Raw genomic sequence first — 23,845 nt, 5'->3', positions numbered from 1 at the left:
TTGCGATCTATGGTGGTTGCGGCCTCACGCAGGGCGTAATGCCAGCACACCAGACCGATCATCCCGCGGCAATCCAGCATCGCTCAAGCCACCAACCCGCGACGCACACTCGCGAACGCGCGTCTGGCGCAGTAGCTGTCAGTTATCGGAAGCGATGGCGATAAGCCTTGACCAAGAAGTCAGCGCTGCCACGTGCAGCGGCAACGCCGCCGCGCATGCTTCGCAAGGTGTCTGAGCCTCCCGCAACACAGCTGCCGATCGCCTGTGCCACGCATCACCGACTCACACACCCGCCTGTTGCAGGCATCGCGGATTCACGCCTTCGATCCGACACAGCTCGCACCGCAGCGCCCTCAACCATCAGCGATGCAAAGATCCCCAGCGGCGGCCACGAAGGACGCAGCGATCGAGGAACAACAGCACGGGAAGGCATGAACGCCGAGCAGGCACCCGAGCAAGAGCGAGCGCACGGCTCGCAATCCGTCAAAGGCAGTGGCGATGGCGATGGCGATGGCGATGGAATTTGACGTTACAGCTGGCGATCGCCGCTAGCTACACTCATCAACGCAAAAAAAACGCCCGCAAATCAAGGATTTGCGGGCGTTTAGAACACTGGCGGAGCGAGAGGGATTCGAACCCTCGATAGAGCTTTTGACCCTATACTCCCTTAGCAGGGGAGCCCCTTCAGCCGCTCGGGCATCGCTCCAGTTTTTGCGTCCTGCCGCGATGTCCGTGGCAGGCCGCGAAGAATACCGGGTAACAGGGGCTAACGTAAACCCTTTATGACGATCAATTCGAAGAATCGTCGCCGTGATGTGCGCCAGAGGCCACCGGCTCGTCCCCACGTTGGATGCGCTGATAAATCTCTTCGCGATGCACAGCCACATCTTTCGGTGCGGTAATGCCAATACGCACCTGATTACCCTTGACGCCGAGCACGGTAACAGTGACCGAGTCGCCGATCATCAAGGTTTCGCCTACCCGGCGAGTGAGGATCAACATTTTGCAAATCTCCTGGAACCGGTGGATTTCCCACCAGCATCGACGGCCTCGTGAGTGAGACGCGCCCTAGGTAAAGGGAATAGACCAGAAATGGTAGCGGGACATCCTGCTAGCCAGCAAGGCATAGCAGGACAAGTGTTCAGCCCAAGTGTTGCTTGACCCAGGAGGGCACACCGTCGAGTGCGGTCGCAAGGGCGGGCCCGTCCTCGCCACCACCCTGGGCGAGATCCGGACGGCCACCGCCCTTGCCTCCGGTCTGACTGGCGATATGGCCGAGGAGTTCCCCCGCCTTCACCTTGCCAGTTGGGCTGCCATTCACGCCGGCGACAAGCGCAACCTTGCCCGCCGATGCACCGGCCAGCACGATCACCGAATCGCCGAGTTGCTGCTTCAAGCGGTCCATCGCCTCGCGTAGCGCCTTTGCATCGAATCCTTCCAGACGTACGGCAACCACCTTGACCCCGTCCACGTCGACAGCGCTCGCGCCAAGATCTGCGGTCGCGCCGGAGGCCAGCTTGGCCTTCAGCGATTCCAGCTCGCGCTCAAGACGCTTCTGACGCTCGGTCAGTGCGCGCACCTTGTCGACTACCTCGGTGGTGTTGCCGCCAAGCAGGCTTGCCGCCTCGAACAGCCGGCGTTCTTCATCGGCAACGTAATCCAGCGCGCCCTGCCCGGTCACCGCCTCGATACGGCGCACGCCCGACGACACGCCGCCTTCGGAGGTGATCTTGAACAGACCGATGTCGCCGGTGCGGCTGACATGGGTACCGCCACATAGCTCAGTGGAATAACCGCCCATCTTCAGCACGCGCACATGCTCGCCATACTTCTCGCCGAACAAGGCCATCGCGCCGAAATCCAGCGCTTCCTGCATGGCCATGTTGTGCACTTCGACACTGTGGTTGGTGCGCACCTCGGCATTGACCTTGCGCTCGACCACTGCCAGTTCTTCCGCAGTGATGGGCTGGAAATGCGAGAAGTCGAAACGCAAGCGGTCGGGCGCCACAAGCGAGCCCTTCTGCTGCACATGCGTGCCCAGCACTTCGCGCAATGCGGCATGCAGCAAGTGCGTTGCCGAATGGTTGAGGATGGTCTTGCCGCGGCGCTGCACGTCGATGCCGCCTGCCAGCACATCGCCCAGCGCCAGCGCGCCTTCGGTGATGCGTCCGACATGCCCATGGAACTGGCCGGCGAACTTCTGCGTGTCTGCGACGTCGATGGAAACATCGGCCGCACTCAACTGCCCGCTATCGCCGACCTGACCGCCGGATTCGGCGTAGAACGGCGTGCGATCGGTGAACACGATGACCTCATCGCCGGCTTCGGCACGCTCCACCGGGCGGCCCTGCTTGAGCAGCGCGACAACCTTCAGCGCGTCGGCGTCATATGCCTCGTAGCCCAGAAACACCGTCGGCAACATGGTCGCAACCAGATCGGCCGGCAATGCGACGCCGCCGCCGAACTTGCCTGCCGCACGCGCGGTCTCGCGCTGACGCTCCATGGCGAAATCGAAGCCCTCCATGTCCACGCGCATACCGCGCTCGCGTGCAATGTCGGCGGTCAGATCGACTGGGAAGCCATAGGTGTCGTACAGACGGAATGCGTCTGCACCGGGAATCACGTCCTGCGAGCGCGACGCGACGTCGTCGAAGATCTTCATGCCGGCGTCCAGCGTCTCGGCAAAACGCTCCTCTTCTGCCAGCAGGGCGCGCGCCACTGTTTCCTGCGCCACCACCAGTTCCGGATAGGCCTCGCCCATCAGCTCGACCAGGGTGGGCACCATCTTGCTGAAGAACGGCTGGCGCACACCCAGCATCCAGCCATGCCGCAGCGCACGCCGAATGATCCGGCGCAGCACATAGCCACGGCCTTCATTGGAAGGCAGCACGCCATCGACGATCAGGAAAGAACAGGCGCGGATGTGATCGGCGATCACCCGCAGCGACTTGTTTTCCAGGTCGGCGATGCCGGTCAGCGCACTGGCCTTGCCGATCAAGGCCTGGAACAGATCGATCTCGTAGTTGGTGTGGACGTGCTGCAGGATCGCCGCCAGACGCTCTAACCCCATGCCGGTATCCACGCACGGCGCCGGCAGCGGCACCAAGGTGCCGTCGGGCTGACGGTCGAACTGCATGAAGACCAGATTCCAGATCTCGATGAAGCGATCGCCATCTTCGTCCGGCGAACCGGGCGGACCGCCAGCGATGTGATCGCCATGGTCGAAGAAGATTTCGGTACACGGGCCGCACGGGCCGGTGTCGGCCATCTGCCAGAAATTATCGGACGCGTATGGCGCACCCTTGTTGTCGCCGATACGCACGATGCGGCTTTCGGGAATGCCAATCATGTCGCGCCACAAGGCGACGGCTTCTTCGTCGGTGTGGTAGACGGTCACCAGCAGACGGTCGGCCGGCAGCTTCCAGACCTGGGTCAGCAGCTCCCATGCCCAGGCGATGGCGTCTTTCTTGAAGTAGTCGCCGAACGACCAGTTGCCCAGCATTTCGAAGAAGGTGTGGTGGCGTGCGGTGTAGCCCACAGAGTCCAGGTCGTTGTGCTTGCCGCCGGCACGCAGGCAGCGCTGCACGTCCGCAGCACGCACGTAACTGCGTTTTTCCGCGCCAAGGAAGACGTCCTTGAACTGGACCATGCCGGAATTGGTGAACAGCAAGGTTGGGTCGTTGCCCGGCACCAGCGGCGCGGACGGCACGATGGTGTGGCCCTTCCCCTCGAAAAACGCGAGGAAGTCACTACGAATCTGGGAGGTGCTGAATTTGGCAGGTGCGTTCATGAGCTGGCATTGGGCGGGCGGCAGTCCCGGTCACCCAATGAGATGTGGGCGCAGATGAGGGGAACAACCTGAAACCACGAAGGGTAGCAGGCCTGACGCCCTCAGTCCTCAAGGTCGAAGCGCGTGGCGCTACGAATACTGTTGCCGTCGAAACCGCGCCGGGCCAGCAGATCGGCGGCCTTGCGTCGCTGCGGCAGATCTACCGGGCCTTGCTCGCCGAACCGGCGCCGGATCAGATCACGTGCGTTCTCGGTCCAGTCACCTTCAAACGTCGCCATGGCGGCACTGATTGCCTCGCTATCCAGGCCATGGGTTCCGAGTTCGGCACGAATATGCAGAGGGCCGTAGCCGGAGCCAGCACGATTGCGCACCACCGCAGCAGCAAACCGGGTGTCGTCCTGCCAGCCCTCGCCAGCCAGCCGCTCCACCGCCGCCTGTGCGGCATCTGGCTCGATACCGCGCGCCAGCAGCTTACGGTTCAATTCTTTGCGCGAGTGCTCGCGCCGCACCAGCAGACCAAGTGCGCGCTGGACCGGCGTCTGCTCTTTGAACCGCCGCCCCCGCTTTGGTGCGGGCTCTTGCTCGTCCATCGTGACGTGTCCCCGATCGCTGAATCAATGCGCCTTCCATGGCGCCTGCCCTCCTGGCCTTCGATAGATCTACCGCGAGAAGCAACGGCACTGACTCCGCCGTCCTCGCGATAGAAAAACTCCGCCTTACCGGTCGCTCTGCAGTGAGCTGTTGCTAGGCGCTTGAGTCCGTCATGTCCTGCGGGAACATGACGGGCTGTGCGCCATGCCGCCCCACTCGGACCGCAATCGCTTGCTGCCGGTAGCGCTTATTCCTTCTCGGCGTCGTCGCCCGCTTCGCGCGGCGCTTCCGCGGGCTGGAACTTCTCACGCAACTCGGCTTCGAGCTTGGCCGCCACCTGCGGGTTGTCGCGCAAATAGCCGCGTGCATTGTCCTTACCCTGACCGATGCGCTCGTCGCCATAGCTGTACCAGGCGCCTGCCTTGTCCACCAGCTTGGCTTCCACGCCCATGTCGATCAGTTCGCCCTCGCGGCTGATGCCTTCGCCGTAAAGGATTTCGGTCACGACCTGCTTGAACGGAGGCGCCAACTTGTTCTTGACCACCTTGATCTTAGTCTGGTTGCCGATGATCTCGTCACCTTTCTTGATCGCGCCGATACGACGGATGTCCAGACGCACCGAGGCGTAGAATTTCAACGCGTTACCGCCGGTGGTCACTTCCGGGCTCTGACCCGGCATCATGACGCCGATCTTGTGGCGCAACTGGTTGATGAAGACCACCAAGGTGTTGGAACGCTTGATGTTACCGGTCAGCTTGCGCAGCGCTTGGCTCATCAGACGTGCCTGCAGACCTGGCAGCTGGTCGCCCATCTCGCCTTCGATTTCCGCCTTTGGCGTCAGTGCAGCCACCGAGTCGATCACCACGATATCGACCGAGCTCGAGCGCACCAGCATGTCGGCGATTTCCAGCGCCTGCTCACCGGTGTCCGGCTGCGATAGCAGCAGATCGTCGACATTGACGCCCAGCTTGCCCGCGTAGATCGGGTCGAGCGCATGCTCGGCGTCGATGAACGCAGCGGTGCCACCCAATTTCTGGCACTGCGCAATGGCCTGCAGGGTCAAGGTGGTCTTGCCCGAGGATTCCGGCCCGTAGATTTCCACGACGCGGCCCTTCGGCAGGCCGCCGATCCCCAGTGCGATGTCCAACATCAGCGAACCGGTCGGAATGATTTCGACCGCCTCGATCACGCGATCGCCCATGCGCATCACGGAGCCCTTGCCGAATTGCTTTTCGATCTGGCTCAGTGCGGCGGAAAGGGCGCGCTTCTTGTTCTCATCCATCTGGGTGATCCTTGTCAGTGATTTCGGTGTGGAGCAAATGTAACGGCGGTGTATCGCACGGGCTGAGACTGGTGGCGACACACTCAGAGTAATGTTGCGAATCCTGTGCGGGCAGCGGCGAATCCTGCAATGCCGGCTGGGGAAAACGCCAGCACAGACATCGGTGCAGCCCTCAGCGATTGGGCCTCAGCAGCCCGCAGTACAGGCCTTCGATGGCGAAATCCTGATCTGGCAACACTTCGATCGGGGCGTAGTCCGGGTTGCGCGGCAGCAGCCGGATCCGGTCCTTGCCGATCTTGAGCAACTTGACGGTGATTTCTTCATCGATCCGGGCCACGACGATCTGCCCCGAGCGCGCGTCGCGGGTGCGGTGGACACCGATCAGGTCGCCGTTGAAGATGCCTTCGTCGCGCATCGAATCGCCCTGCACCTTGAGCAGATAGTCCGGCGACGGCGAGAAGAACACCCGATCGAGCACGACGAAGTCGTCGGACCCGATATCGGCGCCGATCGGCAGGCCCGCTGCAACACGCCCTAGCACCGGCAGGCGCAGCACGTCGTCGCGCAGTGGCTCGGCGACCGGCGGCGTCCGCGAGTGCGCGCCCTGCCCGGCCAGCCGGATGCCGCGTGCCTGACCCGGCACGCGACGGATCGCGCCAGCCTGCTCCAATGCCTCCAGGTGGTACTGCGCGGCGCGCACGCCCTTGAAGCCGAAGGCGCGGGCGATCTCGGTCTGCGAAGGCGGGACACCGTCGGCGTCGATGCGCTCGGCGATCAAGGCCAGGATTGCTTGCTGGGTATCGGTCAGGTCCATGGTTAGTAGTATTACTACTAACAAGGCCATGCGCAATAGCTAGTTTCCCCTGTCGAGAAGGCCGGCAGCCCTGACGATCGCTAGCGCCGGCTGCGCCAGATCGAAAACAGGATCCAGATGCCGCACAAGCCGGCGCCGATGAATCCGCCAACGCCCAGCGCCAGTAACCATCGACTGGCGCTCCCGCCGACGCTGTTCATAACGATCGACGAACCGATCACCAAGGCAGCGGTCACGATGCCCATGGTGAGCCGATTGGCGGCGCGGTCGACCTGCTCGCCGAACTCGCGCAAGGCCCGCGTTTCAACGTGCAGCTGCAACTTGCCGCGCCGTGCGGCCTGGATCAGACGCTTGAGATCGCGTGGCAGATCGCCGATCAGATCGATCGCGCCGGTCACGGTGCGTCGACTGCGGCGCAACATGGCGCTGGGTGCGTACCGCTGCAACACCACGCGCTCCAGATACGGCCGCGCTTCGGTGGCCATGTCGAAATCCGGATCCAGCTGGCGCCCCATCCCTTCGAGGGTGAGAAAGGCCTTGATCATCAGCGCCAGATCCGACGGCAGCGTCAGTCCGTGATCGCGCAGGATGGCGGTGACGTCGCCGAGCATCGCGCCGATGCGTAGCTCTTTCAACGGCACGCCACGGTATTCGTCGACGAATGCACCGATGTCCTGTTGCAGCCGCGCCTCGTCGATATCCAGGCTGGTGCCGGCCCACTCCAGCAGCACATCGATGACCGCCTCGGCGTCGTAGCTGACCATGCCGTGCAGCAGCTGCGCGACCTGGAAACGGCGCTGTTCGGACACACGCCCCACCATGCCGAAATCGATGACGGCGATACGACCGTCGCGCAGATAGAAAATATTTCCCGGATGCGGGTCGGCGTGGAAGCAGCCGTCCTGCAGCACCATCTTGAGCACGATGCCGGCACCCGTGCGCGCAAGCGCCTTGCGATCCAGCCCCGCCGCATCGACCGACACCATGTCGCGCCCGGGGATGCCATCGATGAACTCCTGCACATTGAGCGACTCGCAGGTCCACTGCCAATACACCGCGGGCACCACCACCTGCGGGTCGTGCGCGAAGTTGGCGGCGATGCGCTCGGCATTGCGACACTCGGCGGCGAAGTCCAGCTCGCGCCGCAGCGAGACAGTGAATTGCTGCACCACTTCAGCCGGGCGATAGCGCTTGAGATCGGGTGCGCGCGTTTCGACGATGTCAGCCAGCCGTGCAAGCAGACGTAGATCCGCATCGATGGTGTCGCCGATGCCGGGACGACGGATCTTCAAGACCACCGGCGTGCCGTCGGCCAGCCAGGCGCGATGCGTTTGCGCCAGCGATGCAGCGGCCAGGGGTTGTTCGTCCAAGCGTGCGAACACGCTTTCCGGCTCTGCGCCCAATGCGGCGACCAATTGCGGCCGGATCTGTTCGAACGGCAATGCAGGAACCGCATTTTGCAGTTCGCTCAGTTCTTCGATCCATTCCGGCGACAGCAAGTCGACACGCGTCGCCAGCACTTGCCCCAGCTTGACGAAGGTTGGCCCGAGTTCCTCCAGCGCACGACGCACACGCATGGCGGCGGACATCCGCAAGCGGCCCTCGGCGTTGTTCCAGTGCAGCAACCTGCCGGCACGTTCGAGCACATCAGCCAGCCCGATGCGGCGCACCACATCGCCAAAGCCGTATCGAATCAGGACCGAGGCGATTTCCTGCAGACGCCCGAGGTCACGTACGGTGCCAAGCGCTTCCCACATCAGTGCACCGCCTGCGTAGGTTCGAAACGGGTGGCTGGCTCGCTACACGGCTGCGCGCAGGCCCCAGCGTGAGCGATCTCTCGGTGCGATAGCGATGCCTCGCGAACCGACCGATCCACGAGCACAGGCCCACCAGCATCACGTGCCGGCAAGACAGCCACGTGACTCCCTGCCTCACGTCGCGCAAGCCGGCGCACCTGCGCAGCAATAACCGGCGACGCACCAGGCGGACTAGGCCGGATGAAGATGGATGGCAACGTATCGAACACAGCAGCGGAAAACCCGAACATCGGCACAGAGGTTGGCGAAGAGACTCTAGTTTGTAGCCGATCTCTCCGCCGCTGTCGCGCCTCTGTCCGCTGCGGGCTTAGCGCACAGTGTGGTGCGCGTGCGAGTTGACGCGTCGATCGCGCAACACGCAGTGCGGTCCAGCGGCTTCAATACCGAAGGCGCAAGGTCAACCCAAAGGTCCGCGGCGCGCCGAGAAATGCGTTCCAGGAACCGGCCTGCAGCGGCGCGTCGATGACGACCTGGCGATAGGTTTCGTTGCCCAGATTCTCTGCCCAGGCTTCCACCATCCAGCGCTTGTCGTCTGCGCCGATACCGGCCCTGGCATTGACGATGGTGTAGGCCGGCTGCACCTTTTGTGGGTCCAGGTCGGTGCCGGCGTTGAAATCGGATGAGTACTTGGCGCCCAGATTGAAACGCGCCGTCAGCTGATTGCCCAACGGGCGTTCGTAGGTAGCCGACAGATTGCCCGACCAACGCGGTGCGAAGCTCATGCGGCTACCCGGCAACAGCGCAAGATCGGCGTCGGGCAAACGGTCATCACCATACGTGGTATCCGTGTAGCTGAGCCCACCTTGCAGCATCAAGCCACGCACGCCGGTTTGCCAGAGCAATTCGGTGTCGATTCCCCGCGAAATCACGGTGGGCACGGAGCGAACCACGAAGCTGGTGCCGAGAAAATTGTTGAGCTGGAAATCGCTGACGTTCTGGTAGAACAGCGCCGCATTCAACAGCAGATTGCCGTCCATCCAGGTGGTCTTGGCACCCAATTCGAAACTGTTGACGAACTCGCCGGGAAACGCGGTGTCGTCTACCGGCACGATTCCTTGCGCGCCGCTGGACAGGCCATCGGCCGACTGCACCCGGTCCAGATTGAAGCCGCCCGCCTTGTAGCCACGGGCGGCCGAGGCATACGTCATCACCTCGTCGCTCCAGCGATAAGCCAGTTTGACGGTCCCGGACCATTCGCGCTCGGTCAGTTCCTGGTGGGTCCTGCGGCCGTTGTGTGCCACGTTACTCCACGGCAGGCAGGTGAATCCGATCACCTGCGGCGCGATCAGCGGTACCGCCGTGGCAGGCACGCCACGTGCACCCAGGGCGGCGCCGATACGGCGCAATGCCGCAGGATTCAACTGCCCGTTGGCAGCGAAGTAACTGGCGCACGCCGGGCTGCCGTCTGGATTGTCGTAGGTCGAGGCCAGCACCTTGTTTTCGTGCGTGTAGCGCAAACCCATCACCACATCCAATGCATCGGTCGCATGCCAGGTGTTGTTGGTGAACAGCGCCACGCTCTTGCCATCCTGACGATAACGATCCTGGCTACCAAGTCCGCGGAACAGCGAACCGGCCGGCACGCCGGTGGCATCGGCGAGAAAACGCGGTGCATCTGCACGCGTGGCCAAGGCCGGGTTGATCCGTGCCAGCAGCGCTGTCGAAAGATAGGGTTCGTAGGCGCTTCCGAAGCGATACGACTCGTTGCGTCGCAGCCTTTCGTCGGCATAGAAGAAGCCAATCATCCAGTCCACGCGTTCGGTGGAGCCGGCCAGGCGCAACTCCTGACTGAAGGTTCTGAAGCCGGTGAACGTCTCGTCCTTGCGCGGCTCGCGGTACAGCACATCGGCGGCGCTGTAGTCGAAGTCCAAGCCGTTGACCGCCGTCCAGTCGCGCAGTGCGGTGATGGATGTCAGCGTCGCCTCGTTTAGCCAGGGCGTGGTCCAGTCGACCTGCGCGGATACGCCGCGATCGCGAATGTTCTGAACGGTGCCGCGATTGCTGTAGGCCAGCCGGCGCGACGGGTCGGCAATGGGAATACCGGCCTGACCTCCAGGAGCGACTGCATCCATGACCGCCGCCAGCGGCCCCCGTTCGGTGGTGACGGTGACGCAGCAATTCTCCGCGCGGTTGGTGGCATCGGCAGAGAAGTTGATCGCCAGATCGTGAGACGGCTCCCAGAGCAGCTGGACGCGTCCGGTCTCAAGATTCTGATCGCCGTCGCGTGTATCGGTACGCGGGCCGTTACCGGTGACCACGTCTTCAAACCCATCGCGGCGACGCTTTGCCGCGTAGACGCGTAGCGCGGCGGTTTCACCCACCGCGTCATTGAACGCAGCGGCCAGCCCGAATGCGCCAAAATTACCGGCGGTGATTTCTGCATCGGCACTGCGCGTGAAGCTGGGCCGCCGGGTCACCACGTTGACGACGCCAGCGGAGGTGTTCTTGCCAAATACCGTGCCCTGCGGGCCCTTGAGCACCTCGATGCGTTCCAGTTCGCCCAGATCGGAGAACGCCACACCATTGCGCGCACGCGCCACACCGTCGATGACCACGCCGACCGAGGCTTCCAGGCCCGCATTGTCGCCCACGGTACCGATGCCGCGAATGCGGATGCTGGTCTGTGCCGCACTCTGCGTACTGGTGACGATCAAGCCCGGCACCAGCACCTGCAAATCCTTGATGTCGTTCACGCCCGTGTCCAGCAGAAGCTGCTCGGACAGCACCGACACGATCACAGGCACATCCTGCAGTTCTTCTTCGCGTTTTTGCGCGGTGACTTTCATCGCGGCCAGCGTTGCCGGCTCGGTGTGCTCGGCAGTTGCCTGCGTTTGTGCATGCAACACCGGGGTCTGAATTGCGGCGATAACGGCAAGCGCAAGTGCAGTGCAATAGCAGCGTTCGATGCTCATCAACTTCCCCGGATGAAGAGACGCGTACATGCGCAAGCGCAGCAGATGGTACGAGCCGTGTGAGAAAGACGTTAACGCCGATATGCAGTGAGCACGGACCTCAATCCGAACACGGCGCTCCCCTAGCGAACTCTAGCGCTACACCGTGGAACTTGAGCGACCCGGCGTGGGCACGCACATCGACCGCTGCCGGGTGGATGTCAGTGGTGGAACATCGGTGAGTGCAGCAGCTGCCGCACATCCGCTATAGCAGCGCGCTCAAGCCACGCAGTGCCGCGACTACGGTTTGACGACGGACTGCGTCGCGGTCGCCGTCGAACTGGAACAACTGTGCCGTGGCGTAACCGCCGCGTCGTTTCCAGCCGATCCACACCGTGCCGACCGGTTTGTCTTCGCTGCCACCGCCCGGCCCGGCGATGCCGGTCACGGCGACCGCAATGCTGCCACCGGAGGTCACCAATGCACCGGATACCATTTCGATCACGGTTTCCCGGCTGACCGCGCCATGTACCTCCAGCGTCTGCGGCCTGACCCGCAGCAACGCCTGCTTGGCCTCGTAGCTGTAAGCGACCATGCCGCAATCGAACCAGTCCGAGGAACCGGCAATGTCGGTCATTGCCTTGGCAATCCAGCCGCCAGTACAGCTCTCGGCAGTCACCAGCCGCTCGCGCGCCGCGCGTAACTGGGCGCTCAGCGACTCGGCGAGCTGCAGAAGGTCGTGATCAGTGGGAGACGTCATTGCGGGGGTCAGGATTGAACAGCGGTCACTTTTATCCGAATTTGCCCGCGCTGTCTTCCGCCAGCTGCCTGGTCAGCGATCGGTTTTTGGACCGCCCGCCTGTTTCGGCAAGTGCCCACGCAGTGCCGGACGCCGCTGATGGAGCTGCAGCCTGACATCGCATCTAAGTGACTGTTTCCCGATGATCTGCGCAGCAACAGATAGTCGATCCAGGGAGCGCACACGACACTGAAGTCACGGCGGACCTGACGGTCCGCACCGACATGCTCGGGACGCGGCAGCCTGTGCGTGGTGACGCCTGCGATGGGTGAACGGGGCCTGCAATCTGCAGCTGGCGCGCAGCTGACTGCGGCCAGCCCCGTCGAATGCCGCGTCAGGTTTCCCAGTCTTCCCGACGGTCCGGCAGCATCGCACGCAACGGCGCGCCGTCATCTCCGGCGGCAAGCCGTTCGGCTTCGACCATCGGCAGATCGACTTCCAGCAACCAACCGTCCTCGTCGGACTGCTCGTTGCGCACCACTTCCAGCTGATGCAGCTTGGAGCGCAGGCGGCCGGCCGACGACGGCAAGCGCAGCTGTCCGGTCAGATGACGCAGATCCAGGCGTTGACCGAGTGCGTGCTGCAGTTCCTGCAAGCCACGCCCGTCGCGCGCCGACACCCACACGCGTTCGCGCCGCGCCTGATCCGGAATACCGTCCTGCGCATCGTGACGAACTTCGGCACCGTCGATCTTGTCGATCTTGTTGAACACCAGCAGCTGCGGCAGATCGCCAGCGCCCACCGCCTGCAACACTTCATCGACTTGCAGGATGCGTTCTTCGCGCAGCGGGTCGGCGGCATCGACGATGTGCAACAACAAATCGGCGTCGCGCGCTTCGGACAACGTCGAACGGAAGGCAGCAACCAATTGGTGCGGCAAATCGCGGACGAAGCCCACCGTATCGGCAAGAATCGCACTGCCGCCTGGCAATGCGATGCGGCGCACGGTGGGGTCCAGCGTGGCGAACAATTGATCGGCCACATAGGCTTGCGCACCGGTCAACGCATTGAACAGCGTCGACTTGCCGGCATTGGTGTAGCCGACCAATGCAATGCGCGGCAATTCGCTGCGCATCCGCGCACGGCGCATCTGGGTGCGCTGCACCTCGACTTTTTCCAAGCGCTGCTGCAACTGCTCCACACGCTTCTGCAGCAGGCGGCGGTCGGTTTCCAGCTGGGTTTCGCCGGGGCCGCGCAGACCAATTGCACCGCCGCGCTGACGCTCCAGGTGGGTCCAGCCGCGTACCAGCCGTGTGGCCATATGCCGCAGCTGGGCAAGTTCCACCTGCAACTTGCCTTCGTGGCTACGCGCGCGTTGCGCAAAGATGTCCAGGATCAGGCCGGTACGGTCGATCACGCGCCGCTCCAGGTAGCGCTCCAGATTGCGCTCCTGACCCGGCGACAAGGTGTGGTTGACCAACACCAGATCCGCGCCAGTTGCCTCGGCGGCGGCCTTGATCTCTTCCAGCTTGCCGCTGCCGATCAAGGTCGACGGGCTGGGTTTGTCGATGCGCGCGGTGAGCGTTGCCGCCACCGTGGCGCCCGCCGACCTCGCAAGGTCGGCGAACTCCTCCAGCACATCGTCTTCGGCAGGCCCACCTGCATGGGTCTGAATCAACAGCGCGTGCTCACCCTTGCGGGAACGATCAAACACGCGTTACTCCATTACTGCTCGACGTCGTCATCTTCCGCTTGATTACCTTCATTGGATTGCACATACCCACCACCCGGCCCCACGCGCACGTTGCGCGCCGGCACGACCGTGGAGATGGCGTGCTTGTAAACCATCTGACTCACGGTGTTGCGCAGCAGGACCACAAATTGGTCGAACGACTCGATGGTGCCCTGCAGCTTGATGCCGTTGACCAGATACACAGAGACCGGCACCCGCTCGCGCCGTAGCGCATTCAGGAATGGGTCCTGCAACGATTGCCCCTTAGCCATCGAAAAATCCTCTTCATTATTGTTCTTATTGTCCCGGTCGACACCTGCTATCCCCAGCCGGCCCCGGAAACGGGATGTTACACGCCTGAAGCCTGCTGCACAGTGGAACGATGAGCGAGGAAGCCGACAAGTGCATCGTCCAATTGATGTCGATCACGCTCCGGGTCGAACCAGCGTGCGTCGAGCTCGCCACGCAGCCAGGTGAGCTGCCGTTTGGCCAGTTGCCGGGTCGCCTGAATCGCCTTGTCGCGGAACTCGGCCAAGCTGCCGGCGCCGTCCAGATAGTCCCAGGCCTGGCGATATCCGACCGCGCGCACTGCCGGTAAATCCAGCGGCGCGGCCACGGCGCGCATCTGCGGCAACTCCCGCAATCGCTCCACTTCGGCCAGGAAATCCTGCGCCAGCATCGCGTCCAGGCGCTGCGCGATGCGTGTGTGCAGCACCGCTCTATCTTGCGGCGCCAGCACGATTTTCAAGACCCGCAGCGGCAGGCGCGGCCCTGACGGGAGCGCCTGCCAATAGCTGATCGGCCGCCCGCTGAGGCGGTACACCTCCAGCGCACGCTGGATGCGCTGCGGGTCGGTGGCATGGATGCGCGCCGCAGCGATCGGGTCGACCTGCGCCAGTTGCGCATGCAAGCCGGCCCAGCCTATCTGTTCGGCCTCGGCGGCGATTGCGGCGCGCACGGTCGGGTCGGCTTCGGGCAATTGCGACAGCCCTTCGAGCACGGCACGGAAATACAGCCCGGTGCCGCCGGCCAAGATCGGCAACTTGCCGCGCGCAACGATGTTGTCGATCGCCTTGCGTGCATCGGCGGCGAACTCAGCCGCCGAATAAATCTGCCAGGGGTCGCGCAGGTCGAGCAGATGGTGCGGTACTGCGGCGCGCATCGCGGCATCGGGCTTGGCCGCACCGATCTCCAGGCCGCGGTAGACCAGAGCCGAATCGACGCTGACGATCTCCCCGTTCCAGCGTTCCGCCGCCTCCAGGGCCAACGCAGTCTTGCCGCTGGCGGTAGGGCCCATCAAGGCGATCGCCAGCGGGCGTCGGTCGGCCGGCATCAGTCCTCGTCCGGCCAGCGAATGGTCGGCGCGGCCGGCGCACTGATCCGCGGGGTCGGAATCGCCGCCACCGCGTTCCAGACCTTCAAGGCATCCACGGTCGCCGCCACATCGTGCACGCGCAGCAACAAGGCACCGTGTTGCGCGGCGATCAGATGCGCCGCGACCGAGCCATGCACCCGCTCGGCCGCAACCTCGCGACCGGTCAATTCGCCGATGCTGCGTTTACGCGACAGCCCCGCCAGCACCGGCAAGCCGAACTCCTGCAGGCGCTGCAACTGCGCAAGCACAGTCAAGTTATGCGCGGTGGTCTTGTCGAAGCCGAAGCCCGGGTCGAGGATCAACCGGCGCTTGTCGATGCCGGCCATCTCGGCGGCAAAAATGCGCTCGGCCAGGAAACGATGCACCTCGGCCACCACGTCGTCGTACTGCGGCGCGTCCTGCATCGCATGCGGTGCGCTGCGTGCGTGCATCAGCACCACCGGCACGCCCAGTTCCGATGCTGCGTCCAGCGCGCCCGGCGAACGCAACGCATAGACATCGTTGATCATGCCGGCACCGGCAGCGACCGCCGCGCGCATCACCTCCGGCTTGAAGGTGTCCACGCTGATCGGCACGCTGGTCTGCTGCACCAATGCCTCGATCACCGGGATCACACGCTGCAATTCGTCTTCCAGCGATACCGCCGTGGCACCGGGACGGGTGGATTCGCCGCCGATGTCGAGCACTGCAGCGCCCTGCTCCACCAGCCGCAGCCCGTGCGCGATCGCCGCCTCGCAGGTCGCGTGCTGGCCGCCATCGGAAAACGAGTCCGGCGTGACGTTTACGATCCCCATCACCTGCGGCGCATCCAGTCGCAAGCTGCGACCAGCGCAATCCAGCTTGAGGGCGGTATCGAACATCAGTGGTTTCTCCTGAAGCGAGTGAGAGAGAGGGGGATCTGAGCCGGTGCGGCGTGAGCGGACAGCTGCCCGCCGATTTGGCTATCGGCAGACAATCGCTACCGACTGCAGCGACTGCGCGCACCCGGTTAACGGCTGAGGCTAGCGGATGCGGCTTGATGCAGGGTCGTCCGCGTGTTGCAGGGAGCGTTTGCCATTGTCGCGCAGCCCGCACCGCGTCGCACCCTGTGCGTGGAGAACTCAGGCCTGCGCCCACACTGGAATGCAGCTTCGATTGCATCGGAGAACAGAACGCAATGCGCTTCATCGCTCGCCGTCGGCCGATCGCTCACCGTCTCCAGACAGCACAACGCAACGGGGCCAGGAATCGCTTCCTGGCCCCGCTGGATATCTGCAACTGCAAACGCCTGACTTAGATCTGCTCGGCGGGTCCTGCAATCGGCGGCAACGGACGCGGGCTGCCTTTATCGTTGTTGTTGCCACCGTCCTTGTCGGACTTGGCCCAACCGGCTGGCGGCGGCGGCTCGCGGCCTTCCATGATGGCGTCGATCTGCGGCACGTCGATGGTTTCGTACTGCAGCAGCAATTGCGACATCGCGTGCAGCTTGTCCAGGTTCTCGGTGAGGATGGCTTTGGTCTTGCCGTAGGCCTTGTCCAGGATCGAACGCACGACTTCGTCGATCTTGCGCGCGGTTTCGTCCGAGACATTCTTGTGCTGAGTCACGGAGCGACCCAGGAACACCTCATCCTCTTCCTCGCCATAGGCGACCGGGCCAAGCTCGTCGGACAAACCCCACTTGGTGACCATGTTGCGCGCCATCTTGGTCGCACGCTCGATATCGTTGGACGCACCGGTGGTGACCTTGTCGCCACCGAAGATCAGCTCTTCGGCAACACGGCCGCCATACAGCGAGCACAGCTGCGATTCGATCGCGACACGGTTCATCGAATAGCGATCGCCTTCCGGCAGATACATGGTCACACCAAGTGCCCGACCGCGCGGAATGATGGTGACCTTGTAGACCGGGTCGTGCTCCGGCACCAGCCGCCCGACGATGGCATGGCCAGCTTCGTGGTACGCGGTCAGCGTCTTTTCGTCTTCGCTCATGGCCATCGAACGGCGTTCGGCACCCATCAGGATCTTGTCGCGGGCACGGTCGAAGTGGTCCATGCGGACTTCCTTCTCGCTGCCACGCGCCGCAAACAACGCGGCCTCATTACACAGGTTGGCCAAGTCGGCACCGGAGAAGCCCGGGGTACCGCGTGCGATGACCATCGGCACCACGTCGTCGGCCAGCGGCAGCTTGCGCATGTGCACGCGCAGGATCTGCTCGCGACCCTTGACGTCCGGCAGCCCGACCACGACCTGGCGGTCGAAACGGCCCGGACGCAGCAGCGCCGGATCCAGCACGTCGGGACGGTTGGTAGCTGCGATCACGATCACGCCTTCGCCGCCTTCAAAGCCGTCCATTTCGACCAGCAACTGGTTCAAGGTCTGCTCGCGCTCGTCATGCCCGCCGCCGAGACCGGCGCCGCGATGACGACCCACTGCATCGATTTCGTCGATGAAGATGATGCACGGCGCGTGCTTCTTGGCCTGCTCGAACATGTCACGCACGCGGCTCGCACCGACGCCGACGAACATTTCGACGAAATCCGAACCGGAGATGCTGAAGAACGGCACCTTGGCTTCGCCCGCAATCGCCTTGGCAAGCAGGGTCTTACCGGTACCCGGCGGGCCAACCATCAACACGCCGCGCGGAATCTTGCCGCCCAGCTTGGTGAACTTGGTCGGGTCGCGCAGGAAGTCGACCAGCTCGCCGACTTCTTCCTTGGCCTCGTCGCAACCGGCAACGTCGGCAAAGGTGATCTTGACCTGATCCTCGCCCTGCAGCTTGGCCCGCGATTTACCGAAGCTCATCGCACCCTTGGCACCGCCACCACCGCCCTGCATCTGGCGCATGATGAACAGCCAGAAGCCGATGATCAGGATGACCGGCAGGAAGTTGAGCACCAGCGACCAGAAACCCGGTCCGGTGGACGGCTTCTGGCGGGTCATTTCGATGTTCTTGCTGTACAGCACGTCGACCAGCTTGTCGTCGCGCGGACCGTACACGGTGGCCTCGCTGCCGTCGGTACGCTTGAAGCGGATCGCGTTGACCGCGAGGTTGGTCTCATCGGTGTAATCCACCGATTTGACGCGCCCGGAGTCCACTTCTTTCAGAAACTGGGTATAGGTGATCGAGTCGGGGCCGACGCCGCCCGCCATCCGCGGCGAGAAGCTCTGGAAGACGACCATCAGCACAACCGCGACGACCACCCACAGCAGCAGATTCTTGGTCAAGTCGTTCATCCTCATTGGCTCCGGTGCCCTCTACTCTTCTATTCTTGAAATTCAGCGATCATTGGCAGCTTACTTGATCTGGGCACGCTTGCCCTGACCGAGCGCATAAACTTCCGGGGATCGCTTGCGCGAGGCCGCCGGTTTGCGAATCGTCACCTTGTCATAGCGGCGGCGAAGCTCGCGAATGTAGTCGTCGGACCCAACACCCTGGAACAGCTTGATCAAAAACGCCCCACCCGGCTTGAGGTGGGTGTCGGCAAATTCCATCGCCAGTTCCGCCAGGTGCATCATCCGCGGTTGGTCGACCGCATCCATGCCACTCTTATTGGGGGCCATATCGGACAGAACAAGGTCCACCGGCACATCGCCCAACATCGCTTCGAATTCCGATAGGACGGCTTGTTCCCTGAAGTCGCCATGAAGGAACTCCACCCCGGCCAGCGGGGGCATCTCCAGGATATCCAGCGCCAGCACCCGGCCGGTGTCGCCGAGCGACCTGCGCACCTGCTGGCACCAGCCACCGGGCGCGGCGCCCAGATCGACCACCACCATGTCCGGCTTCAGCAGGCGATCGCGCTGGAGCAATTCCTCCAGCTTGTAGGCGGCACGCGAGCGCATGCCTTCGGCCTGAGCCTTCTTCACGTAAGGGTCGGCGAAGTGTTCCTTGAGCCAGCGCTGGCTGCTTTTACTACGGGAAGGCATTGGCAACGGGGGTCCGAACGGGCCGCCATGATACCCTGAACACCCTTTGCTGCCTTTCGATCCTGCATGTCCATTGTTCTCACCTCCGCCCAGAACCGTTTCCTGCGCGGCCAGGCCCACGATCTCAAGGCGCTGCTGCAAACCGGCGGCAAAGGGGTCACGCCAGCATTTCTGGCCGAACTCGAGGAAGTGCTCGAGCGCCACGAACTGATCAAGGTGAAGGTGGCCTCCGAGGATCGTGAGACGCGCGACGCGCTGATCGCCGAACTGGTCGGGCAAACCGGTAGCGCCCTGGTGCAGCGGATCGGCCACGTCGCCATCCTGTACCGCCCCAGTAAGGAAAAGCGTCAGATCGTGCTGCCGCGCGGCTGATCAACCGAGTCTGTTATGCCTTTAAGCCAAGAACACCCCGATTACGCCTACGCGCTGCGCGCGGCCGACGGCCGCCATGCCAAGGTCAACGAGCAGATCCTGCAGCAGAGTTTCATCCTGATGCCGGATGAGTTGGTGGAACGCTGGCCGGTGCAGGATCTGGAACACCTGCAGGCGAGCGACATGGATGCGGTGCTGGCGCTGACGCCGGCGGTCATCCTGCTGGGCACCGGCGAGCGCCAGCGCTTTCCGAACGCACAGGTGCTTGCCGCCTGCCTGACCCGCGGCATCGGGCTGGAAGCGATGACCAATGCCGCTGCGGCACGCACCTACAACGTGCTGGCCAGCGAAGGCCGCCGGGTGGCGCTGGCGATGGTCTTGCCTGGCTGATTGGCTGGGACGGGAATCGGGAATCGGGAATCGGGAAAGCGTGTTTCCGAAGGTTTCGCTGTCAAGCGAAAATTCTCCAACTCCACAATCAGCCGGCCTTAGAGCGGCGACCCAGCCCATCCCGCAGCGCCAACAGCCCCAGGCTGTTACGAATCCCCAATCCCTACTCCCCAATCCCTACTCCCCACTCACTTCTTCGGCAAATACAGCAACGGATCGACCGGTTTGCCGTTGTAGCGAATCTCGAAGTGCAGCATGTCGCGGGCGGCGCCGCTGCGGCCCATTTCGGCGATCTGCTGGCCGGCCTTGACGCTCTGGCCTTCGTTGAGCAGACGCTTGCGGTTGTGGCCGTATGCCGACAACCACTGGTCGTTGTGCTTGATGATGATCAGCTCGCCATAGCCGACCAGGCCGGCGCCCGAGTACACCACCACGCCATCGGCCGCAGCGCGCACGGCCTGACCGCTGGCGCCGGCGATGTCCACGCCCTGCTTGGTGGTTTCGCCGGTCACGAAGGTACCCACCACCACGCCGTCGGCGGGCCAACGCCAGGAAAAGCCGCTGCTGACAGGCGCGGCGACCGGCGTGGCCGGACGCGGCGGCACCACCGTGCCAGCTACCGGCGCGCTTGCTCCCGGCTTGCTGGCACCGGGCGGATACAGCTTCAAGGTCTGGCCGGGATAGATGGTGTTGGGCGAGGACAGGCCGTTCCACGCGGCCAGATCCGGCGCCGTGATATTGGTGCGGCGAGAAATCGCATACAGGGTGTCGCCGCGCTGCACGGTCACCGTCGCACCGGGGCGCGGCACCGACGGCCGTGGCGCTGCAGACGGACGCGAGGATGACGAACCGCCACCGGCGCCAGGGGAACGCACCACTGTCGCGCTGCTGCAGGCGGTCAGCCCGATTGCCACTACGAGCACGACTGCTGTCTTGCGTACCGAATTCATCTGCGTCTTGCTCATCCGTTCGTTGTCTTCCACACCAGCCAAGCTGCGCCTGCCGCAAGCACCGCCATCGCCATCCAGCCCAGCGGCTCGATCCAGCGATGCAGCGCCGCTTCGGCCCGTGCGCCGCCGAGGCGGATCGCCCCGGCGACCAGATAGACGCGTTTGCCGCGCCCGACCAGCATGCTGGCGATGAAGGGCAGGATCGGCACGCCGACCACGCCCGAGGCCCAGGTAAAGATCTTCAGCGGGATCGGCGTGAAACCCACCAGCACCAGTGCCCAGAACGCCTTCCACGGCGACTCCGCCACCAGCGCGCGCAAGGTTTCGATCTGGGCCTGGATCTTCACGCTCCAGCCCAGCCATTCGATCAGCGGCTGCAGCGCGGCGAAGGCGAAATGCCCCAGCAGATAGCCGACCATTGCGCCGCACACCGAGCCCACCAGGCTCAAGGTGGCGAACCATAACGAGCGCTTGGGCTCGGCAAGCGACATCGGCGCCAGCATCACTTCCGGCGGCACCGGAAAGATGAAGCCCTCCACGAAGCTGAGGCCGGTCAGCAGCGCTGGCGCGCGGCGGTGGCGCGACCAACGGATGGCCACGTCGTACAACGGCCCGAAAATCTTCATCGAGTCACTCTCATCAGATCAATCCAGCATGCCCGACAACAGCGGGACGAACGTGACCGGCGCCAGAACCTGTTGTTCGATCTCGCCGTCGGCAGCGCGGGTGAGCTGCACCAGCGACTGCGAGGACGCGCCGCCAACCGGGGCCACCAGGCGCCCACCGACCGCGAGCTGATCGACCAGCGCATCCACCAGAGCCGGCGCTGCAGCAGTGACCACAATGGCGTCGTACGGGCCGTGCTCGGGCCAGCCGATGCGGCCGTCGTCGTGCTTACTGCGCACGTTCATGCCCAGATGGCGGAAGCGTTTGCGCGCCTGCCTCAGCAGGTCGCCGATGCGCTCGACGGTGTAGACCTCCAGACCCAGCGCGGCGAGGATCGCGCCCTGATAGCCGGAGCCGGTGCCGACTTCCAGCACCTTGGTCGGTGCCACCTGCAGCACGGCCTCGGTCATGCGCGCGACCACCCAGGGCTGCGAGATGGTCTGGCCGTGGCCGATCGGCAGCGCGGTGTCTTCGTAGGCACGCGAGGCCAGCGCTTCGTCGATGAACAGATGCCGCGGGACGGTGCGCATGGCGTTGAGCGTGGCTTCGTCCTGGATGCCGGCCTCGCGCAGACGCTCGACCAGACGGTCGCGCACGCGCTGCGAGGTCATGCCGATGCCGACCGATTCCGGTTGCAGCATGCGCAGCCTCGGCGTCATGCCGGGCCGTCCAGTGCAGCGGTCAGACCGCCGACCCAGCCGGCCACCGTCTCCAGCGCCTGGTAGCGGGTGAGATCGACATGGATCGGCGTGATCGAGATATGCCCGGTGCGCACGGCATGGAAATCGGTGCCGGCGCCGGCGTCCTGCTCCGGACCGGCCGGGCCGATCCAGTACACGGTGCGGCCCCGCGGGTCTTGCTGCGGCACGCAGGGCTCGGAGCGATGCCGGTTGCCGAGCCGGGTGACTTCGAAACCGAGCACATCCGACCAGGCCAGATCCGGCACGTTGACGTTGAGGATGGTATCGGCCGGCAATGGGTCGGCCTTCAGCCGCGCGACGATTTCCACTGCGGCGCGCGCGGCGGTGTCGTAGTGATGGGCTTCGTGGTTATGCGTCACCAGCGACACTGCCACCGCTGGCAGGCCCAGGAAGCGGCCTTCCATCGCGGCAGAGACAGTGCCGGAATAGATCACGTCGTCGCCGAGATTGGCCGAGTTGTTGATGCCGGAGACCACGATGTCCGGGTCGTAATCCAGCATGCCGGTGAGCGCCAGATGCACGCAGTCGGTGGGCGTGCCGGCCACCGCGCAGGTTTGCGCGTCGATGCGGCGGGTGCGGATCGGCACATCCAGCGTCAGCGAATTGCTGGCGCCGGAGCGGTCGCGATCGGGCGCGACTACCATCACTTCATGACCGGCATGCCGCAGCGCCTCGGCCAGGATCTGGATGCCGGGGGCGTCGACACCGTCGTCGTTGCTAACCAGTACGCGCATGAGACTCCTCGGAAAACCTGGCCATGATACCGGATGCGTCCATGCGCTTGCCGCTTGATCTTCGCGTGTGTCTGAGGTTGGACCGGTTACGCTGTACAGATGTCACATCCTGAAGACGAAGACGACAGCGCGCTGTTCCGCGCGGCGATCGGCGCGGTGAAGCCGATCCGCGAAGTGGCGCCGCCGGCCAATGCCAAACCGCGCCCAAAACCCCGCGCGCGCATGGCCGAGCGCGACGAGGCGCAAGCGCACACCGAATTCGCCAGATTGCTGCGCGACAGCGCACCGCTGGAAGCCGGCGACACGGCTAGTTATCGTCGCGACAATCTTCCCACTCGTTTGTTTCAACGCCTCAAGCGCGGGCAATTTTCGGTGCAGGACGAGCTGGATCTGCATGGCGCCACCGCAGCCCAGGCCGAGGTGTTGCTGCGGCAGTTCCTGCTGGATGCGCATGCGCACGAACATGGCTGCGTGCGCATCATCCACGGCAAGGGCCTGCAATCGGACAACGGCGCGCCAGTCCTGAAGAACCTGATGGACCGCCTGCTGCGCCAGCGCAACGATGTGCTGGCATTTCATTCGGCGCCGCCGACGCAGGGCGGCACCGGTGCGTTATTGGTGTTGTTGGCGCGGCGATAGTGGGGTGATGCGTGGGTAGGTGCGGGTGTGTTTGCTGCCTGGCAGGCAGGCGCCGTGTTGAGACGAGTTGTGGTCTATGCGCGTGCAGCCTGACGCTTGCGTGGCGCCACCCATAGTCAGTCCCGAGCATTCGTCTTCACTTCTGAGCATTCGCTGCGCCGGATAGGCTGCTTCGCTTGCAACCGCGCTTGCGTGCGGCTGACAAGCGATCGGTCGTGCAGGTCGCGGCCGGAGCCGCTCCTACGAGAGCGGGACTCGCTGTTGTGCGTGCGGCAGCAGACGGCTTGCTTGATCCGCTCAGTCGCCTTCATTCCCGAGTATTCGCTGGGCCGGATAGCAGCTTCGCTTGTAGCCGCGCTTGCGTGCGGCTGACAAGCGATCGGTGGTGCGGGTCGCGGCCGGGGCCGCTCCTACGAGAACGGGACTCGCTGTTGTGCGTGCGTCAGCGGACGGCTT

General features: G+C 64.0%; 21 protein-coding genes and 1 tRNA gene. 3 read left to right on the top strand and 19 right to left on the bottom strand.

The window, feature by feature from the left end; all coding sequences use genetic code 11:
• Positions 1–613 precede the first annotated feature (613 nt).
• From RQH86_RS02415 to rlmE, 15 genes are all read right to left on the bottom strand, one after another.
• A tRNA-Ser gene (locus RQH86_RS02415) sits at positions 614–706 on the bottom strand.
• 83 nt (positions 707–789) lie between these two features.
• Positions 790–1,002 (bottom strand): carbon storage regulator CsrA, encoded by a 213-nt coding sequence (gene csrA, locus RQH86_RS02410; RefSeq protein WP_003481884.1) that lies wholly within the window; start codon positions 1,000–1,002, stop codon positions 790–792.
• A gap of 139 nt (positions 1,003–1,141) precedes the next feature.
• The gene (alaS, locus tag RQH86_RS02405) at positions 1,142–3,790 is read right to left on the bottom strand and encodes an alanine--tRNA ligase (RefSeq protein ID WP_311238427.1); all 2,649 of its coding nucleotides are present in this window, start codon (positions 3,788–3,790) and stop codon (positions 1,142–1,144) included.
• 101 nt (positions 3,791–3,891) lie between these two features.
• Complete coding sequence (gene recX, locus RQH86_RS02400; protein WP_055844260.1) at positions 3,892–4,380, bottom strand: recombination regulator RecX; 489 nt, start codon at positions 4,378–4,380, stop codon at positions 3,892–3,894.
• 248 nt (positions 4,381–4,628) lie between these two features.
• Positions 4,629–5,663: a recombinase RecA gene (gene recA, locus RQH86_RS02395; protein WP_055844262.1), complete on the bottom strand. Its 1,035-nt coding sequence runs from the start codon at positions 5,661–5,663 to the stop codon at positions 4,629–4,631.
• A 172-nt stretch (positions 5,664–5,835) separates the two neighbouring features.
• Positions 5,836–6,477 (bottom strand): transcriptional repressor LexA, encoded by a 642-nt coding sequence (lexA, locus tag RQH86_RS02390; RefSeq protein WP_055844265.1) that lies wholly within the window; start codon positions 6,475–6,477, stop codon positions 5,836–5,838.
• A gap of 80 nt (positions 6,478–6,557) precedes the next feature.
• On the bottom strand, positions 6,558–8,234 hold the full coding sequence (gene ubiB, locus RQH86_RS02385; RefSeq protein ID WP_055844268.1) for a 2-polyprenylphenol 6-hydroxylase: 1,677 nt from the start codon (positions 8,232–8,234) through the stop codon (positions 6,558–6,560).
• 437 nt (positions 8,235–8,671) lie between these two features.
• Positions 8,672–11,206, bottom strand: coding sequence for a TonB-dependent receptor (locus tag RQH86_RS02380; RefSeq protein ID WP_311238428.1), 2,535 nt, complete (start codon positions 11,204–11,206; stop codon positions 8,672–8,674).
• Between the two features lie 244 nt (positions 11,207–11,450).
• Positions 11,451–11,945, bottom strand: coding sequence for a CinA family protein (locus tag RQH86_RS02375; RefSeq protein ID WP_005992383.1), 495 nt, complete (start codon positions 11,943–11,945; stop codon positions 11,451–11,453).
• 373 nt (positions 11,946–12,318) lie between these two features.
• On the bottom strand, positions 12,319–13,638 hold the full coding sequence (gene hflX, locus RQH86_RS02370; RefSeq protein ID WP_115511951.1) for a ribosome rescue GTPase HflX: 1,320 nt from the start codon (positions 13,636–13,638) through the stop codon (positions 12,319–12,321).
• An 11-nt stretch (positions 13,639–13,649) separates the two neighbouring features.
• The gene (hfq, locus tag RQH86_RS02365) at positions 13,650–13,928 is read right to left on the bottom strand and encodes an RNA chaperone Hfq (RefSeq protein WP_005915027.1); all 279 of its coding nucleotides are present in this window, start codon (positions 13,926–13,928) and stop codon (positions 13,650–13,652) included.
• Between the two features lie 77 nt (positions 13,929–14,005).
• The gene (gene miaA / locus RQH86_RS02360) at positions 14,006–14,989 is read right to left on the bottom strand and encodes a tRNA (adenosine(37)-N6)-dimethylallyltransferase MiaA (protein ID WP_311238429.1); all 984 of its coding nucleotides are present in this window, start codon (positions 14,987–14,989) and stop codon (positions 14,006–14,008) included.
• Complete coding sequence (gene folP, locus RQH86_RS02355) at positions 14,989–15,891, bottom strand: dihydropteroate synthase (RefSeq protein WP_311238430.1); 903 nt, start codon at positions 15,889–15,891, stop codon at positions 14,989–14,991. Before folP ends, miaA begins: the two co-directional genes overlap by 1 nt.
• A 412-nt stretch (positions 15,892–16,303) precedes the next feature.
• Positions 16,304–18,244: an ATP-dependent zinc metalloprotease FtsH gene (gene ftsH, locus RQH86_RS02350; protein WP_055844285.1), complete on the bottom strand. Its 1,941-nt coding sequence runs from the start codon at positions 18,242–18,244 to the stop codon at positions 16,304–16,306.
• Between the two features lie 60 nt (positions 18,245–18,304).
• Entirely contained in the window at positions 18,305–18,937 is a 633-nt protein-coding gene (gene rlmE, locus RQH86_RS02345) for a 23S rRNA (uridine(2552)-2'-O)-methyltransferase RlmE (RefSeq protein ID WP_055844288.1), read from the bottom strand.
• Between the two features lie 66 nt (positions 18,938–19,003).
• Between rlmE and yhbY the strand changes: the two genes are divergently transcribed.
• Positions 19,004–19,309: a ribosome assembly RNA-binding protein YhbY gene (gene yhbY / locus RQH86_RS02340; RefSeq protein WP_055844291.1), complete on the top strand. Its 306-nt coding sequence runs from the start codon at positions 19,004–19,006 to the stop codon at positions 19,307–19,309.
• Positions 19,310–19,324: 15 nt separating this feature from the next.
• On the top strand, positions 19,325–19,699 hold the full coding sequence (locus RQH86_RS02335) for an Mth938-like domain-containing protein (RefSeq protein WP_311238431.1): 375 nt from the start codon (positions 19,325–19,327) through the stop codon (positions 19,697–19,699).
• Between the two features lie 188 nt (positions 19,700–19,887).
• Here RQH86_RS02335 and RQH86_RS02330 read toward each other — a convergent pair whose 3' ends face one another.
• Genes RQH86_RS02330 through surE form a run of 4 tightly spaced genes read right to left on the bottom strand, consistent with a single transcriptional unit; the run spans position 19,888 to position 22,750 of the window.
• Positions 19,888–20,664, bottom strand: coding sequence for a peptidoglycan DD-metalloendopeptidase family protein (locus RQH86_RS02330; protein ID WP_161963036.1), 777 nt, complete (start codon positions 20,662–20,664; stop codon positions 19,888–19,890).
• Positions 20,661–21,275 (bottom strand): YqaA family protein, encoded by a 615-nt coding sequence (locus tag RQH86_RS02325; protein WP_055844306.1) that lies wholly within the window; start codon positions 21,273–21,275, stop codon positions 20,661–20,663. The genes RQH86_RS02330 and RQH86_RS02325 overlap by 4 nt, the downstream gene beginning before the upstream one ends.
• Before the next feature lie 18 nt (positions 21,276–21,293).
• On the bottom strand, positions 21,294–21,974 hold the full coding sequence (locus RQH86_RS02320; protein WP_055844310.1) for a protein-L-isoaspartate(D-aspartate) O-methyltransferase: 681 nt from the start codon (positions 21,972–21,974) through the stop codon (positions 21,294–21,296).
• Positions 21,971–22,750: a 5'/3'-nucleotidase SurE gene (surE, locus tag RQH86_RS02315; RefSeq protein WP_055844314.1), complete on the bottom strand. Its 780-nt coding sequence runs from the start codon at positions 22,748–22,750 to the stop codon at positions 21,971–21,973. Before surE ends, RQH86_RS02320 begins: the two co-directional genes overlap by 4 nt.
• Before the next feature lie 99 nt (positions 22,751–22,849).
• Here surE and RQH86_RS02310 point away from each other — a divergent pair, with 99 nt between their 5' ends.
• On the top strand, positions 22,850–23,389 hold the full coding sequence (locus RQH86_RS02310) for a Smr/MutS family protein (protein WP_311238432.1): 540 nt from the start codon (positions 22,850–22,852) through the stop codon (positions 23,387–23,389).
• Positions 23,390–23,845 lie beyond the last annotated feature (456 nt).

This window comes from Xanthomonas sp. WCS2018Noco2-27 (genome assembly GCF_031843525.1).
Classification (GTDB): domain Bacteria; phylum Pseudomonadota; class Gammaproteobacteria; order Xanthomonadales; family Xanthomonadaceae; genus Xanthomonas.
Note: the sequence above shows the minus strand (reverse complement) of the source record. Positions and strands in the feature narration are given on the sequence as shown.